At 66.4% G+C, this 14209-nt stretch carries 12 protein-coding genes; 8 read left to right on the top strand and 4 right to left on the bottom strand.

The features are described 5' to 3' along the window. The first annotated feature begins 10 nt into the window (after positions 1 to 10). Positions 11 to 2197: an acyl-CoA dehydrogenase gene (locus P9A17_RS01035; RefSeq protein ID WP_278036736.1), complete on the top strand. Its 2187-nt coding sequence runs from the start codon at positions 11 to 13 to the stop codon at positions 2195 to 2197. Positions 2198 to 2215: 18 nt separating this feature from the next. On the opposite strand, the gene P9A17_RS01030 is transcribed toward P9A17_RS01035, so the two are convergent. Continuing rightward, positions 2216 to 3322: a GGDEF domain-containing protein gene (locus P9A17_RS01030; protein WP_278036735.1), complete on the bottom strand. Its 1107-nt coding sequence runs from the start codon at positions 3320 to 3322 to the stop codon at positions 2216 to 2218. A gap of 284 nt (positions 3323 to 3606) precedes the next feature. Here P9A17_RS01030 and P9A17_RS01025 point away from each other — a divergent pair, with 284 nt between their 5' ends. Then, the gene (locus tag P9A17_RS01025) at positions 3607 to 3927 is read left to right on the top strand and encodes a hypothetical protein (RefSeq protein WP_278036734.1); all 321 of its coding nucleotides are present in this window, start codon (positions 3607 to 3609) and stop codon (positions 3925 to 3927) included. Here the strand turns inward: P9A17_RS01025 and P9A17_RS01020 are convergent. Beyond that, entirely contained in the window at positions 3924 to 4703 is a 780-nt protein-coding gene (locus tag P9A17_RS01020) for an SDR family oxidoreductase (RefSeq protein ID WP_278036733.1), read from the bottom strand. The two genes, P9A17_RS01025 and P9A17_RS01020, sit on opposite strands and share 4 nt — an antisense overlap. A gap of 55 nt (positions 4704 to 4758) precedes the next feature. Then, positions 4759 to 6471 (bottom strand): long-chain-fatty-acid--CoA ligase FadD2, encoded by a 1713-nt coding sequence (gene fadD2 / locus P9A17_RS01015; protein ID WP_278036732.1) that lies wholly within the window; start codon positions 6469 to 6471, stop codon positions 4759 to 4761. 55 nt (positions 6472 to 6526) lie between these two features. On the opposite strand from fadD2, the gene P9A17_RS01010 reads away from it, so the two are divergent. The 6 genes from P9A17_RS01010 (at position 6527) to P9A17_RS00985 (ending at position 12567) form a co-directional block, all read left to right on the top strand. Beyond that, positions 6527 to 7765 (top strand): DNA polymerase domain-containing protein, encoded by a 1239-nt coding sequence (locus tag P9A17_RS01010; RefSeq protein WP_278036731.1) that lies wholly within the window; start codon positions 6527 to 6529, stop codon positions 7763 to 7765. 149 nt (positions 7766 to 7914) lie between these two features. Beyond that, positions 7915 to 8322, top strand: coding sequence for an STAS domain-containing protein (locus P9A17_RS01005; RefSeq protein WP_278036730.1), 408 nt, complete (start codon positions 7915 to 7917; stop codon positions 8320 to 8322). Positions 8323 to 8459: 137 nt separating this feature from the next. Further along, positions 8460 to 9650 carry an acyl-CoA dehydrogenase family protein gene (locus P9A17_RS01000; protein ID WP_278036729.1) on the top strand — a complete coding sequence of 397 codons (1191 nt, stop codon included), beginning with the start codon at positions 8460 to 8462 and terminating at the stop codon, positions 9648 to 9650. Further along, the gene (locus P9A17_RS00995; RefSeq protein ID WP_278036728.1) at positions 9643 to 10884 is read left to right on the top strand and encodes an acyl-CoA dehydrogenase family protein; all 1242 of its coding nucleotides are present in this window, start codon (positions 9643 to 9645) and stop codon (positions 10882 to 10884) included. Before P9A17_RS01000 ends, P9A17_RS00995 begins: the two co-directional genes overlap by 8 nt. A gap of 24 nt (positions 10885 to 10908) precedes the next feature. Then, positions 10909 to 11145, top strand: a complete 237-nt coding sequence (locus P9A17_RS00990) for a hypothetical protein (protein WP_347403824.1) — start codon at positions 10909 to 10911, stop codon at positions 11143 to 11145. A 9-nt stretch (positions 11146 to 11154) separates the two neighbouring features. Beyond that, positions 11155 to 12567: an NCS2 family permease gene (locus P9A17_RS00985; protein ID WP_278036727.1), complete on the top strand. Its 1413-nt coding sequence runs from the start codon at positions 11155 to 11157 to the stop codon at positions 12565 to 12567. Positions 12568 to 12570: 3 nt separating this feature from the next. On the opposite strand, the gene P9A17_RS00980 is transcribed toward P9A17_RS00985, so the two are convergent. Then, positions 12571 to 14181 (bottom strand): sulfite reductase flavoprotein subunit alpha, encoded by a 1611-nt coding sequence (locus P9A17_RS00980; protein WP_278036726.1) that lies wholly within the window; start codon positions 14179 to 14181, stop codon positions 12571 to 12573. Positions 14182 to 14209: the final 28 nt, after the last annotated feature.

Raw genomic sequence — 14209 nt, 5'->3', positions numbered from 1 at the left:
AGAGGTGCACATGCCCATCGCCATCCTTGAAGAGCACAACGACCTCGCCGATTCTGTCCGGTCCTTCGTGGAGCGGGTGGCTCCGTCGGAGGTGCTGCACGAAGCGCTCGAGACGCCGGTCCCCAATCCCCCGCCGTACTGGAAGTCGGCGTCCGAACAGGGACTTCAGGGTGTTCACCTCGCCGAGTCGGTGGGCGGGCAGGGCTTCGGCATCCTCGAGCTCGCCATCGTCGTCGCCGAATTCGGCTACGGCGCGGTACCCGGGCCGTTCGTTCCGTCGGCCATCGCCAGCGCACTGATCGCCGCGCACGACCCGGACGCGGCCGTTCTCGGCGACCTCGCGTCCGGCGCCGTCATCGCCGCCTACGCCATCGACTCGGGCCTCACCGCGACACGTCAGGGCGACAGCCTGGTGATCCGGGGTGAGGCGCGCGCTGTTCCGGCTGCCGCGCAGGCGTCACTCCTGGTGCTGCCCGTCTCGATCGAGTCCGGCGAGGAGTGGGTCGTCATCGACGCCGCAGCACTCGAAATCGAACCGGTCCAGAGCGTCGACCCGTTGCGGCCGGTCGCCCACGTCCGCGCCAACGCGATCGAGGTGAGCCACGATCGTGTGCTCAGCAATCTGAGCCGCGGCCACGCCCGCGCGCTGATGTCGACCCTGCTGTCGGCCGAGGCCATCGGCGTCGCACGCTGGGCCACCGACACCGCCGCGGCCTACGCGAAGATCCGGGAGCAGTTCGGCCGCCCCATCGGCCAGTTCCAGGCCATCAAGCACAAGTGCGCCGGCATGATCGCCGAGACCGAACGCGCCACCGCGGCGGTGTGGGACGCCGCCCGCGCCATCGACGAAACGCGCGAAAACCCGGACAATGCTTATGAATTCGCGGCTGCCGTGGCGGCAACACTGGCGCCCGTCGCCGCGCAGCACTGCACGCAGGACTGCATCCAGGTGCACGGCGGAATCGGTTTCACCTGGGAACACGACACCAACGTCTACTATCGTCGCGCGCTGGTGCTGGCGGCCAGCTTCGGCCGTTCCTCTGACTACGCCCAGCGGGTCGTCGACATCGCCACGTCGACAGGGATGCGGGCGCTCAACATCGACCTCGACCCGGAAACCGAAAAGCTGCGTTCGGAGGTCCGCTCCGAAGTTGCTGCGCTGAAGGAGATTCCGCGGGAGAAGCGGTTCGCCGCGATCGCGGAGGCGGGCTGGGTGCAACCCCACCTGCCGGTGCCGTGGGGCCGTGCGGCGAAGCCGATCGAGCAGATCATCATCGCCCAGGAGTTCTCCACCGGGCGCGTCAAGCGGCCGCAGATGGGCATCGCGGCATGGATCATCCCGTCGATCGTGGCGTTCGGCACCGACGAGCAGAAGGAGCGGTTCCTGCCGCCGACCTTCCGCGGCGAAATGATCTGGTGTCAGCTGTTTTCCGAGCCCGGCGCGGGTTCTGACCTGGCGAGCCTGACGACGAAGGCCACCAAGGTCGAGGGCGGCTGGCGGATCACCGGCCAGAAGATCTGGACGACCGGTGCGCAATATTCACAGTGGGGCGCGCTGCTGGCGCGTACCGACTCGAACGTCCCCAAGCATCAGGGCATCACGTACTTCCTGCTCGACATGAAGAGTGAGGGCGTCGAGGTCAAGCCGCTGCGGGAGCTCACCGGCAACGCGATGTTCAACACGGTCTTCATCGACGACGTGTTCGTGCCCGACGAGCTGGTGCTCGGCGAGGTCGACCGCGGCTGGGAGGTCAGCCGCAATACCCTGACCAACGAGCGGGTTTCGATCGGCAGCAGCGAGCCACCGTTCCTGCCGAGCCTGGACAAGTTCGTCGAGTTCGTCGGCGCAGGCCAGTTTGACCAGATCGCCCAGAATCATGCGGGCGTCCTGATCGCCGAGGGCCACGCCGCCAAGGTGCTCAACATGCGCTCGACGCTGCTGACCTTGGCTGGAGGGGATCCGATGCCGGCGGCCGCGATCTCGAAGCTGCTGTCCATGAAGACCGGTCAGGGTTACGCCGAGTTCGCGGTGTCGTCGTTTGGCACCGACGCCGTGGTCGGCGATCCGGAGACACTCAACGGCCGGTGGGCGGAGTACCTGCTGGCGAGCCGGTCGACGACGATCTACGGCGGCACGTCGGAGGTGCAGCTCAACATCATCGCCGAGAGGCTGCTGGGGCTGCCCCGCGATCCGTAGGACGGGCTCGGCGGTCGCTCAGGCCCAATCGGTCACCACCAGGTGCCGGGTCTGGTTGCCGCCGTTGCGTTTTGCTTCGTACATCGCGCCGTCGGCATTCCGGTAGAGGGCGAACACGAAGTCGTCGAAGTTCCTCGGCGAACTGTCAGTCAGTCGTCCGACCGCAGTGCCGACACTTGCGGTGACCACGAAGGGCATCCGGTCGACGGCGTCGCACACCTCCTGCGGAACTGACCCCGGATCCTCGCTGTCGAGAAACTCCGCGATGAGAAACTCTTCGCCGCCGACTCGGCCGACAAGCGTTCGATCGGGTGACACTGCCCGCAGGATGTCGCCGACTGCGACGAGGGCTTTGTCACCGACATCGTGGCCGCTTGTGTCGTTCAGGTTCTTGAAGCGGTCGAGGTCGATCATCGACACGCTGAGGAAGCCGTCGCCTCCGGATCTCGACAGCAGTGCCGCGCTGAGACGCTGGAACAATGCTCGCCGGTGAAGCAGGCCGGTGAGCGGATCACGATCTGAATCCACCACGTCTCCGCCGAGGGTGTGGACGACGAACTGCAACCCGAACGCAACCTGCGTGTTGATCACCTGACCGAGCGCGAACGCGGCGAGGGTGAGGAACACGTCGCCTCCGTCGTTCATGTGGCCGAAGGCGAGAACGGTGCCGACGGCCACGACGACAGCGAAATGGCACGCCATCAGACGAGACGTGTGGCAGCAGGCGATGTAGCCGCCGGTCACCGCAAACGCTGTCACGCCTACCAGTCCGGTCATCTGGCTGGGTTGGACCAGGCATACGACGGCGATGCTGCCGTCGAGAGCCACCACGAACGCCGCCGACTCGGACCTCGACGGCCAGCAAACGAGCCACAGCACCGCGCACACGATGCCGGTGGCCACGGCAGACCATGCCAATCCTGCGCCGAGGCGGCCTTGGCCACCGAGTTGACTGATGTTCAGCGCGGTCGCCACGGTGATCAGACTCGTGGTGACGATGACCATCACCCCGCGCAACACATGGAGGAGACGTCGTGTGTGGAGGTACTCGTTGAACCAATCGAAATGATCAGCCTGCCGCCACCAATGCCCCACGTATGCGTGCAGCAAGCTTTGTCTACGCATGGACTGATCGACCAACACCTAAGGCAACAGTGGGCGGGGTGCGAATGTCCGGTCGCTGCCCCAAGGTCGATCAAAACCGCCGACCACGTCGACGACTCTACGACGAGATGAACGCGCGGGACAGGCCAGGCCCGATCCACCGAAAGCCCACGTGATAGTCGGCAAACCCGGAATCCATTCTCCGGTGGCACAATTCGTCGACCGCCGCAGGCCGTCGAGGTGCCGGAACATCCGCATGTGAGCCACGAGGCATGCATGGCGCAAATACGGGAACCCGCTATGCGATGACGAACGATCGCGACTTCGCCGAGAAGCGGTTCAACGGACCGGGGCAGTACCGGGCCGCGGTCACGTATGTGCTCGGGGTGGTCGTGGTCGCGGGTATCGCGTTCGCGCTCTATGCCGCAGGGCCGCGCGATGCGGTGTTCAGCGCCGCGTTGGTTCCCGGCTTTCTCTTCGCGGGAGGCGTCGGAGCGCTGGTCGCGGCGTACCGAAGGTGGAAGGCCGAAAGGAGCTGGGCCGCATGGCAGGGCGCGGGGTGGTTCCTGTTGCTGCTGATGCTGGTGACACTCGCCGTGCCCGGTTCAGCAGCGTTCTCGAGCTAAGGCAGGATCGCGTCGACGTACCCGCCGTCGACCCGCAGCGCGCCGCCCGTCGTCGCCGACGCCTGTGGCGACGACAGATAGACGACCATGTTGGCGATCTCCTCCGGTTCGATCAGCCGCTCGATCAACGACTGCGGCCGGTGCAGCCGCATGAACTCCCGCTGCGCCTCCTCCCACGGAAGGTTCTTGTCCACAAGTTGATAGACGAAGTCCTCGACGCCAGCGGTGTGCGTCGGCCCGGCGATGACGGAGTTGACCGTGACGCCGGTGCCGGACGCGTCTTTCGCGAACCCGCGGGACAGTGCCAGCAGCGCGGTCTTGGACACGCCGTAGTGGATCATCTCCTCCGGCGTGACGATCGCCGAGTCGCTGGCGATCTGCAGCACCCGGCCCCAGCGGCGCTCCACCATGCCGGGCAGGTAGTGCCGAATCAGCCGCGCCGCGGCCAGCACGTTCACCTCGAAGTAGGTGCGCCACAGCTCGTCGGTGATCTCGCGGGCCGGCACGGCGCCGAATATGCCGAGATTGTTGACCAGGATGTCGACGTCGGGCAGCTCGCCGAACAGGACCTCCGCGCCGTCGGCGGACGCGACGTCGGCGGCGACACCGACCACTTCGCCCTCGATTTTCGCGACGGCGTCGTCGACGCGATCCCGGTTACGGCCGTTGACGACCACCGTCGCACCGCTGGCGGCGAGCCCCTGCGCGATGGCCAGGCCGATGCCTTGCGTCGAGCCCGTGACGAGTGCGGTCTTTCCGGTCAGGTCGATGTTCACGCAGAGGTACTACCACCGCGGGCGGCCCGATATTCCTGCGACGAGCACGCGCAGATCAGCTCTCCGGGATCTCCATCTCGCGCAGTTCGCGCTTGAGGATCTTGCCGGTGGGGTTGCGCGGCAGTTCGTCGATGAAGATCACCTCGCGGGGAACCTTGTAGCGGGCGAGGTTGTCCCGGACGTACGCCTTGATCGTGTCCTCGTCGACCGTGGCGCCTTCGACCTTGACGACGAAGCAGCGCAGCCGGTGGCCCCACTCCTTGTCCTCGACACCGAGTGCGGTGGCCTCGACGACCTCCGGATGCCCACTGACGAGATCCTCGATCTCGGCCGGGAAGACGTTCTCGCCGCCGGAGACGATCATCTCGTCGTCGCGGCCGCTGACATAGAGAAGGTCGTGCTCGTCGAAGTAACCCACGTCGCCCGACGACAGCAGACCGTCGATGATCTGCTTGCCGCCGCCACCGGTGTAGCCCTCGAATGGGAAGAAGTTGCCGACGAAGATCCGGCCGACCTCCCCCTTGGGGACGTCGTTGCCGTTGTCGTCGAGGATCCTGACCTTCATGCCCTTCACCACCGGGCCGACAGTGGCGGGATTGATCGAAAGATGTTGTGGCCCAGCGATGGTCGCGAACGCCACCTCGGTGGAGCCGTACAGGTTGTAGACGACGGGGCCGAGTTCCTTCAGCGTCCTGGTCGCCAGTTCGGCGCCGAGCTGGGAACCCGACACGAACACGATGCGCAACGACGACAGGTTCGGCTTCGGCGACGTCTTGTCGAGTTCGTCGAGCATCCGCGACAGCATGACCGGCACCACGACGATCGCGGTGACCCTGTGCTTCTCGATGTCGGCGAGCACGGTGGCCGGCTTGAACCTCCTGCGCAGCACCAGCGTCGTGCCGAGCATCATCGCGATGGTGCCGTGCAGGAATCCGAGCGCGTGGAACATCGGCGCGGGCAGCGACGTCACCTCGCCGGCCTTGAACGGCACCGACGACAGCACGCCGCCGATCGGGGCGAGCGACGGCGGGGCGCTACGGTTGGCGCCCTTCGGCGTCCCCGTCGTGCCGCTGGTCAGGATGATGATCGACGAATGCTTGGTCGCCTTCGGCGGCGGTGCCGGGTTGGTGCGGGCGATCAGCTCCTCGAGCGTCTCGTCGGTGCTGCCCGAAGGCTCTTCCTTGTCGGGATTGATGCCGAGCGCGCGCAGCATGCCGAGTTCGGGGTCGGCCTGCGAGACCGCCGCGGTGTACTCGTCGTCGAAGATGATGAGCTTGGCGCCCTCGCGCTCCGAGACCTCTTTGATCTGCGGTCCCGAAAACTCGCTGTTGAGAAGAATGATCCGGGCGCCGATCTTGGCGGTGGCGTACACCGACACCAGGAACCAGCGGTGGTTGCGCGCCAGGATCGCGACGCCGTCGCCTCCCTTGACGCCCTTCGCGAGCAGCCCGTTCGCGACGGCGTTGACCGCGTCGTCCAGCTCTTTGAAGGTGAACTCGCCGAAGTCGTCGATGACCGCATTGCGGTTCGGGTACCGCCGGGCGTTCAGCGCGGGGATCATGCCGATCTCGCCCCAGCGCCTCATGTCGGCGACGAACGCGGCGATGTCCTGTGGCGGCTCCACCTTCAGCGCGCCCGCCTCGAACATCTTGCGGGCGTAGTGCAGCTCGGCTGAGCCTCGCTCCAGATACTTCTCCAGCACCTTCCCGACGGACGACTGCTGGACTGTGGCGAGCGCCTGCAACGGAAGATCGCTGAGCTTCGACATGCGTCAACCTTATGTGACGCCGGTCGCACTGCGGATTGGAACCTACGATGAGGAAATGGCAGCTCACGACTCTTTCGAGATCGGCGGGCAAGCGGTGCCCATCACCAATCCGGACAAGGTGGTGTTCGCCGATCTCGGGCTGACGAAGCTCGATCTCATGAACTACTACGCCGCCGTCGCCGACGGGGCCCTGCGCGGTGTGCGGGACCGGCCGATGATCCTCAAGCGCTTCGTCAAAGGGATCGCCGAGGAGGCGATCTTCCAGAAGCGCGCCCCCGAGAAGCGGCCGGACTTCGTCGACGTCGCCGAGCTGAAGTACGCGCGGGGAACCTCGGCGAAGGAAGCCGTCCTGCACGACCCGGCCGGGCTGATTTGGGCGGTGAACCTCGGGTGCGTGGACCTCAACCCGCACCCGGTGCGCGCCGACGATCTCGACCACCCCGACGAACTTCGCGTCGACCTCGATCCGATGCCCGGGGTGGGCTGGCGGCAGATCCTCGATGTCGCGTTCGTCGCACGCGAGGTGCTCGAGGACCACGGCTTGGTCGCCTGGCCCAAGACGTCAGGCTCGCGTGGCTTCCACATCTACGCCCGGATCCACCGTCAGTGGCCGTTCAAGCTCGTCCGGCTTGCCGCCGAGGCAGTGGCCCGCGAGGTCGAGCGCCGTGCGCCGGAGTCGGCGACCGCGCGGTGGTGGAAGGAGGAACGTCACGGCGTCTTCGTCGACTTCAACCAGAACGCGAAGGACCGCACCGTCGCCTCCGCGTACTCGGTGCGCGCCCTCCCGGACGCGCGGGTGTCGACGCCGTTGTTCTGGGATGAGGTCGCCACCTGCAAGCCCGAAGAGTTCACCGTCGCCACCGTGCCGAGCCGTTTCGCCGAACTCGGCGATCCGTGGGAGGGGATGGACGACGCTGTAGGGGGTTTAGAGTCCCTGCTCGACCTTGCCGACCAGTTGGGCCCGCCGGAGAAGGCGCCCAAGGGCGCCACCAAATCCGCCGACGGACGCCGGCAATCGGTGATGCCGTTGATAGAGATCGCGCGGACCAAGACGAAGGACGAGGCGCTGGCCGCTCTGCAGCAGTGGCGCGACAAATACCCGGAAGCCGCCGAAAAGCTCGATCCCGCAGACGTTCTCGTCGACGGTATGCGCGGTCCGAGCTCCATCTGGTACCGGATCCGGATCAATCTCCAGCACGTCGCCGACGAACAGCGCCCACCCCAGGAAGACCTTCTCGCGGACTACAACCCGTGGGTCGGTTACACCGGCGCGCAGGCCCAGCGCCGCGACTAAGTTACCGGTGAGTTTGCTAGCTGACAGCTTCAGAAGTCTTACCGAAGTATTAGTCGATACTGCCGGCAGCCTTAAGTTGTCTCACTACCTTGATCAATATGTGACCCACCGACGGGCCACTGAAGGGCAATAGATCGAGGGAGGCTGCGATGTACGGCAATCCGACGTTCAACTGCGACGGCGCTGACATTCGGGCGCATTGTCGTCAACTGGCCACCGTCGTGAAGGTGTCCGGCCATCTCGACAGCGCCAATGTCGAGCGTGCCGGCCGCTACATCGACCGGTTCATCCTTCCGGAAAAAGCCTTCGTCCTGGACCTCAGCGACGTGGATTCCTTTACGCAGGAAGCCATTTCGCTGCTGTTCGTCATCGATGACCTCTGCACCGCTGCCGGTGATGAGTGGTCTCTGATCGCCAGCCGCGCGGTCGAGCAGACCCTCAGCGACGCCGGGATCGAATTCCCGGCCGCAGGCTCGGTTCCCGAGGCGCTGAACCATTTCGCCGATGCGATGGTCGCACGCCGCCAGTTGCTCCCCCTCCTCACCAAGACCGCTTAAGGATCACTGTGATACTCGATGTTCGGTGGCTCCGATTCCTGCTTCAGCGTCGCCACAGGTCGCACCACGAGCGCCTCGCGCTGACCGCTCGCTAGATCCCCTGCCGGAAGAGCTGCACGCTGATTTAGTGTGCAGCTATGGGCACTGACGCCGACCGGGTAGCCGACGCCGCACGCCGTGTGGTCGCCGATCACGACCCGAAGACCGTCCCGATTCCGGAATATCTCGGTGCGTGTTTCGACGCCGGCCTGTCGTGGGTGCATTTCCCAGAAGGCTTCGGCGGCCTCGGACTGTCCCGCGGTCTGCAAGCCGTGGCCGACCGCATCCTGCAGGGTGCGGGCGGGCCCGTCCCGCTCGGACTCAACCCGATGGGGTACGGCATGGCGGCCCCCACGGTTCGTGAGCACGCCCAGACCGACGACGTCCGCAAGCAACTGCTGAGGCCGCTCGCGACCACCGAGGACATCTGGTGCCAGCTGTTCTCCGAGCCGGGTGCGGGCTCCGACCTCGCCGGACTCGCCACGACCGCGGTGCTGGACGGCGACACCTGGGTCGTCAACGGCCAGAAGGTGTGGACCAGCCTCGCGCACCGCGCCAAATGGGGGCTGCTGCTTGCCCGCACCGACCCCAACGCGGTCAAGCACAAGGGGCTCACGTATTTCGTCATCGACATGCACGGCGACGGTGTGCAGACCCGTCCGCTGCGGCAGATGACGGGGCATGCGGAGTTCAACGAGGTCTACATGACCGACGCCCGTATCCCCGACACATTCCGGCTCGGCGGGGTCGGCGACGGCTGGCGCGTGGCGATGACGACGCTTATGAACGAGCGCAGCGCGCTCGGCGGCAGCGGTAATCGTCGCGGCGCGGGCACGATCTCGGATGCCGTCGCGTTGTGGGCGTCGCGTCCGGACCTGCACACGCCGGTCCTGCGGGATCGGCTCAGTTCGTTATGGTTGCGCTCCGAAGCTCAGCGGCTGACGTCGGAACGGTCAAGGGCATCGGCGACGGTCGGCGGTCCTGGACCGGAAGGTTCGGTCGGCAAGCTCGTCGGCGCCGAGCTCAACCAGCACATCTATGAGTTCTGCATGGACCTGCTCGGCCCCGAAGGGATCCTCTACGACGGCTACTCGATGGACGGAAGCGACGGGGACGCCGCCGACTGGCGCGGACCCCTTCAGCAGCGGTTCCTTCGCAGCCGCGCCAACACGATCGAGGGCGGCACGTCCGAGGTGATGCGCAACATCCTCGCCGAGCGGGTGCTCGGCCTACCGGGAGACCTGCGGGCGGATGCAGGGATGCCGTGGAAGGAGATCCCGCGTGGCTGAGGAACTTGTGGATCAGCCCAAGAGCACGGCTGAGGAACTTGTGGATCAGCCCAAGGGCTCGGCTGAGTCCGCAAGCTCTGAGTTCGTGTTCACCGACGAGCAGACCCAACTGCGCGCTGCGGTCCGCAAGTTCTGCGCCGACCACATCGACGAGTCCGCCGTGCGTGACCAGATGGTGTCGGACCCACCCTTCGACGCGAAGGTCTGGGCGCGCCTGGGTTCCGAACTCGGCGTGCTGGGCATGGCGGTTCCGGAAGCCGACGGCGGCGCCGGCGGCACTCTCGTCGACCAGGCCGTCGCGGTCGAGCAACTCGGCGCGTCGCTGGCCCCCGGACCCTTGTTCGGCACCGTGTATTTGGCCATTCCGGCGCTCGTCGCCGGGTCCGGTTCTCGCGAGCTGTTGGAGGGTCTGGCCGACGGCACTCGCACCGCGGCATTCGCCGTCAGCGACGACGCAGGTGCGTTCGATCCGCTGTCGGTCTCGGTGGAGGCCGTCCCCACCGAGCAGGGCTGGGCGCTGTCGGGAACGGTCGAGCAGGTTGTCGACGCCGGTGCGGCCGATGTGCTTCTGGTCGCCGCCAACTCCCCCGACGGAATCGCGCTGTACGCGGTCGAGGCGGACAGTCCTGGGGTGCAACGCATCCCGTTGAACACGCTCGACCTGACCCGTCCACAGGCCACGGTGGAACTGAAGCAAGCCACGGCACAACAGGTCGCCGGCCCTGACGACGCCGAGCGAGTCATCACCCACGCACTGCAGGTCGGCGCCGCGCTGCTGGCCGTCGAACAGGTGGGGGCGGCGCAGCATCTGCTCGACCTGTCGGTGGAGTACGCCAAGAGCCGGCTGCAGTTCGGCAGACAGATCGGCTCGTTCCAGGCCGTCAAGCACCGACTTGCCGACGACCTCGTCGCCCTGGAGCACGCCCGCTCGACGGCGTACCACGCGGTGTGGGCGCTCTCCGACGGGACCGACGATCCCGCGCTCGCGACGAGCATCGCGCAGGCGACGTGCTCGGCGGCGTTCGTCAAGGTTGCGACCGACACCATTCAGGTCCACGGTGGTATCGGATTCACCTGGGAACACCAGGCACATCTGTACTACAAGCGGGCCTACACCGACGCTGCACTGCTCGGAAACGCAGAAGAGCACCGGGCCAGGGTCGCGGAGTTCGTCCTCGACGTCGCACCAGCCAAGGACGCACCCCGCGTCGCCACCGGTATCCCGACAACCTGAGGGGGAATCTCAGTGAGAATAATTGTGAGACAAACGTTGTCGCGATATCTGGGAGTGGCTGCCATCGCTGCCGCCGCGGCGGCAGCACCGTTGGCCGCGGCATTCACGCCGCCTGCCACGTCCGTCGCGCAGTGCCCACCCGGTCAGACCGGTGTCATCTACGGGTGCAGTCCGTTCTGCCTGCCCGGTAAGTACCTCGACACCGCCACCGGCCTGTGCATGCCCGTGGCACCGCCGCCGCCGCCGGCGCCGCGCTACTGAGGACCGCCCGTGAACCCAGTGGACCGCTTCTTCGAGATCACGGCCCGCCGGTCGACGCTGGGTACCGAAATCCGTGGCGGCGTCGTCACGTTCATCGCGATGGCCTACATCATCGTGCTGAACCCGATCATCCTGTCCAGCTCCGCAGATGTCGACGGCAACGAACTCGACTTCGCCGCGGTGTCGGCGAGCACCTCGCTGGCCGCGGGCGTCATGACGATCCTGTTCGGGTTGATCGCCCGGTTGCCGTTCGCGCTGGCCGCGGGTCTGGGCCTCAACTCGTTCCTCGCCACGACGGTGGTCGGAGTGCTCACCTGGCCCGAGGCGATGGGGCTCGTCGTCATCAACGGCCTGATCATCGTGTTGCTCGCCGTAACAGGCTTGCGCCGCATGGTTTTCGAGGCAGTGCCGATGCAGCTCAAGCTCGCCATCACCGCGGGCATCGGCATGTTCATCCTGTTCATCGGGCTCGTCGACGCGGGCTTCATCTCCGCAACCGGGGTACCGTCGCCGCCCGTCGGACTGGGCGCGGGCGGCCTCGGCTCGATCACCACGATCCCGACCCTGGTGTTCGTCGTCACCGTGCTGCTCACCGGAGTCCTGGTGGCCCGAAAGGTGCCCGGCGGCATCCTCATCGGTTTGGTGGCCGGCACCGTGATCGCCGTGGTGATTGAGGCGATCTGGCATCTGGGGCCGGCCACCGAAAAGCCGGGCGGATGGAGCCTTTCCGTACCGTCGCTGTCCGGGTCACCGTTCGCGATGCCGGACCTGTCGCTCCTCGGCGACTTCAGCTTCTCCGGTTTCGGCCGTATCGGCGTTCTCGCGATCGTGATGCTCATCTTCACCCTGGTGTTCGCGAACTTCTTCGACGCGATGGGCACGATGACGGGACTGTCCCAGGACACCCGGATCGCCGACAAGAACGGCACGTTCCCGCGGCTGCGCTCCGCGCTCGTCGTCGAAGGGGCCGGTGCGGTCGTCGGCGGCGCGACCTCGTCGTCGTCCACCACCGTCTTCATCGAGTCGGGAGCCGGAATCCAAGAGGGCGCACGAACCGGTTTGGCCAATGTCGTGACCGGCGTGCTGTTCCTGGCCGCCATGTTCGTCTCGCCGTTGGCGTCGATGGTGCCGACCGAAGTCGCGGCTGCCGCGCTGGTGGTCGTCGGCGCGATGATGATCTCGCATATCCGGCATGTCGACCTGTCCGAGCTGTCGGTCGCTCTGCCGGTCGTGCTGACGGTCGCGGTCATGCCGTTCAGCTATTCGATCGCCAACGGCATCGGTGTCGGCTTCATCAGCTGGGCCGTGATGCGCTCTGCCGTGGGGAGGGCCCGCGAGGTCAGCCCGCTGCTGTGGATCGTGGCCGCAGGCTTCGCCGTGTACTTCGCCCGCACCCCGCTGGAGTCGCTGATCGGGGCGTGACCCTCAGTACACGTCGCGCAGGTAGCGGTGCGTCGTGATGAGGTTGTTCACGTATGAATGAGCGCCGGCCTCGTCGAGACCGCCTGCGGTGGAGATGACTTCGTGCAATGCGCGGTGGACGTCCTTGGCCATGTGGTCGGCGTCGCCGCAGACGTACACGTGGGCGCCGTCCTCGAGCCAGGCGAACAGTTCGGCGGCGTTGGCCAGCATGTGGTGCTGGACATAGTCTTTGGCCTCTTGATCGCGTGAGAACGCACAGTCGAGTCGCGTCAGCACGCCCGATTCCCGGAAGGCAGTGAGCTCGTCGCCGTACAGGAAGTCGGTGGCGCGATGTCGATCGCCGAAGAACAGCCACGACTTCCCGGACGCACCGGTGGCCTGACGCTCCTGGAGGAACGCACGGAACGGGGCGATGCCGGTGCCCGGGCCGATCATGATGATCGGCACGTCGGGGGCGGGCAGCCGGAAACTGTCGTTGGGCGCCATATGAATTCGCAGCGTCTCGGCACGGTCGGCGAGGAAGCCGGAGGCGACACCCCGGTGTGCGCGTCCGCGGGCGTCGTATTCGACCGTGGCCACCGTGAGGTGGATCTGGCCCGGGTGGACGACGGGGCTCGACGCGATCGAGTAGTCGCGGTGCTGCAGGGGACGCAAGGTCGGGATCACGTCGTCGACGCTCAGGTCGGCGAGCTCGAGGAGGTCGAGAACGTCGCGACCGAACAGCCAATTCGTCAGCGCCGCCGAATCGGCACCACCGAGGATCGCGGCGGCTTCGGCATCCTCGGTGCGCGAGGCGACCAGCGACTGAAGGGCTCCGGTCGGGATCCGCAGTTCGAGGTGTTCGGTGAGCAACACACCGAGGGGCTGATCACGCTCTGCGACAACGTAATCAGCGTCCACGCCGAGTCTGGACAGGACCGCCGCGACGAGCGCGGGATCGTTGACGGGATGGACCCCGAGCGAATCGCCGGCCGTGTAGGTGATGCCGCTGTCGGCGAGGTCGATCTCGTAGTGACGGACCGACTTGTCGGAACCGGTCGCCGTCAGCGGCCGGTTGGCCACCAGCGTGGCCGAGAAGGGGTTGCGCCGGGTCCAGGGCGAATCAGTTTCTGCCGCTTCGACTTCAGGGGCATCGGCCTGCGGTGCGGACGAAGTCAGCTCGCCGAGGATCTCGACCACGTCGGCGGTAAACGCCTCCGACGGTTCCTCGAACTCCAGATCGCAGTCCACCCGGTCGAGCATCCGCGTCGCGCCGAGTTCCTCGAGGCGCGCGTCGACGAGCTTGGCCGCATTGTTGAAGTACGGATAGAAGCTGTCGCCCAGGCCGCACACCGCGAACGTGAGATGGTCCAGTCGACCGGCACCGTCGCCGCTGAGCTCCTCCCAGAACACCTCGGCGTCGTAGGGCAACTCGCCGTCGCCGTAGGTAGCGGTGATGACGACGAAATGCGTCGCCGACGCCAGCGACGCCATGTTGAGGTCGTTGAGGTACTGCGGTTCGACGTCGATGCCGACGCCGCGGGCCGCCTGCGCGAATTTCTTGGCCACCATCGTGGAGTTGCCGGTCTCGGTGGCGAAACCCAGTACCAGCGAGAACGAAGAATCATCAGACATCGTCGGAGCCACCCCTTCCTGGACACCA

Source organism: Mycobacterium sp. 236(2023), assembly GCF_029623955.1.
Classification (GTDB): Bacteria; Actinomycetota; Actinomycetes; order Mycobacteriales; family Mycobacteriaceae; genus Mycobacterium.
The sequence above is the reverse complement of the archived record's forward strand: the minus strand, read 5'-3'. Positions and strand labels throughout refer to the sequence as shown.

Excerpts from the sequence above, each read along its gene's own strand:
- P9A17_RS01035 (WP_278036736.1), top strand. The coding sequence starts at position 11 with ATGCCCATCGCCATCCTTGAAGAGCACAACGACCTCGCCGATTCTGTC.
- P9A17_RS01030 (WP_278036735.1), bottom strand. The coding sequence starts at position 3,322 with ATGCGTAGACAAAGCTTGCTGCACGCATACGTGGGGCATTGGTGGCGG.
- P9A17_RS01025 (WP_278036734.1), top strand. The coding sequence starts at position 3,607 with ATGACGAACGATCGCGACTTCGCCGAGAAGCGGTTCAACGGACCGGGG.
- fadD2 (WP_278036732.1), bottom strand. The coding sequence starts at position 6,471 with ATGTCGAAGCTCAGCGATCTTCCGTTGCAGGCGCTCGCCACAGTCCAG.
- P9A17_RS01010 (WP_278036731.1), top strand. The coding sequence starts at position 6,527 with ATGGCAGCTCACGACTCTTTCGAGATCGGCGGGCAAGCGGTGCCCATC.
- P9A17_RS01005 (WP_278036730.1), top strand. The coding sequence starts at position 7,915 with ATGTACGGCAATCCGACGTTCAACTGCGACGGCGCTGACATTCGGGCG.
- P9A17_RS01000 (WP_278036729.1), top strand. The coding sequence starts at position 8,460 with ATGGGCACTGACGCCGACCGGGTAGCCGACGCCGCACGCCGTGTGGTC.
- P9A17_RS00980 (WP_278036726.1), bottom strand. The coding sequence starts at position 14,181 with ATGTCTGATGATTCTTCGTTCTCGCTGGTACTGGGTTTCGCCACCGAG.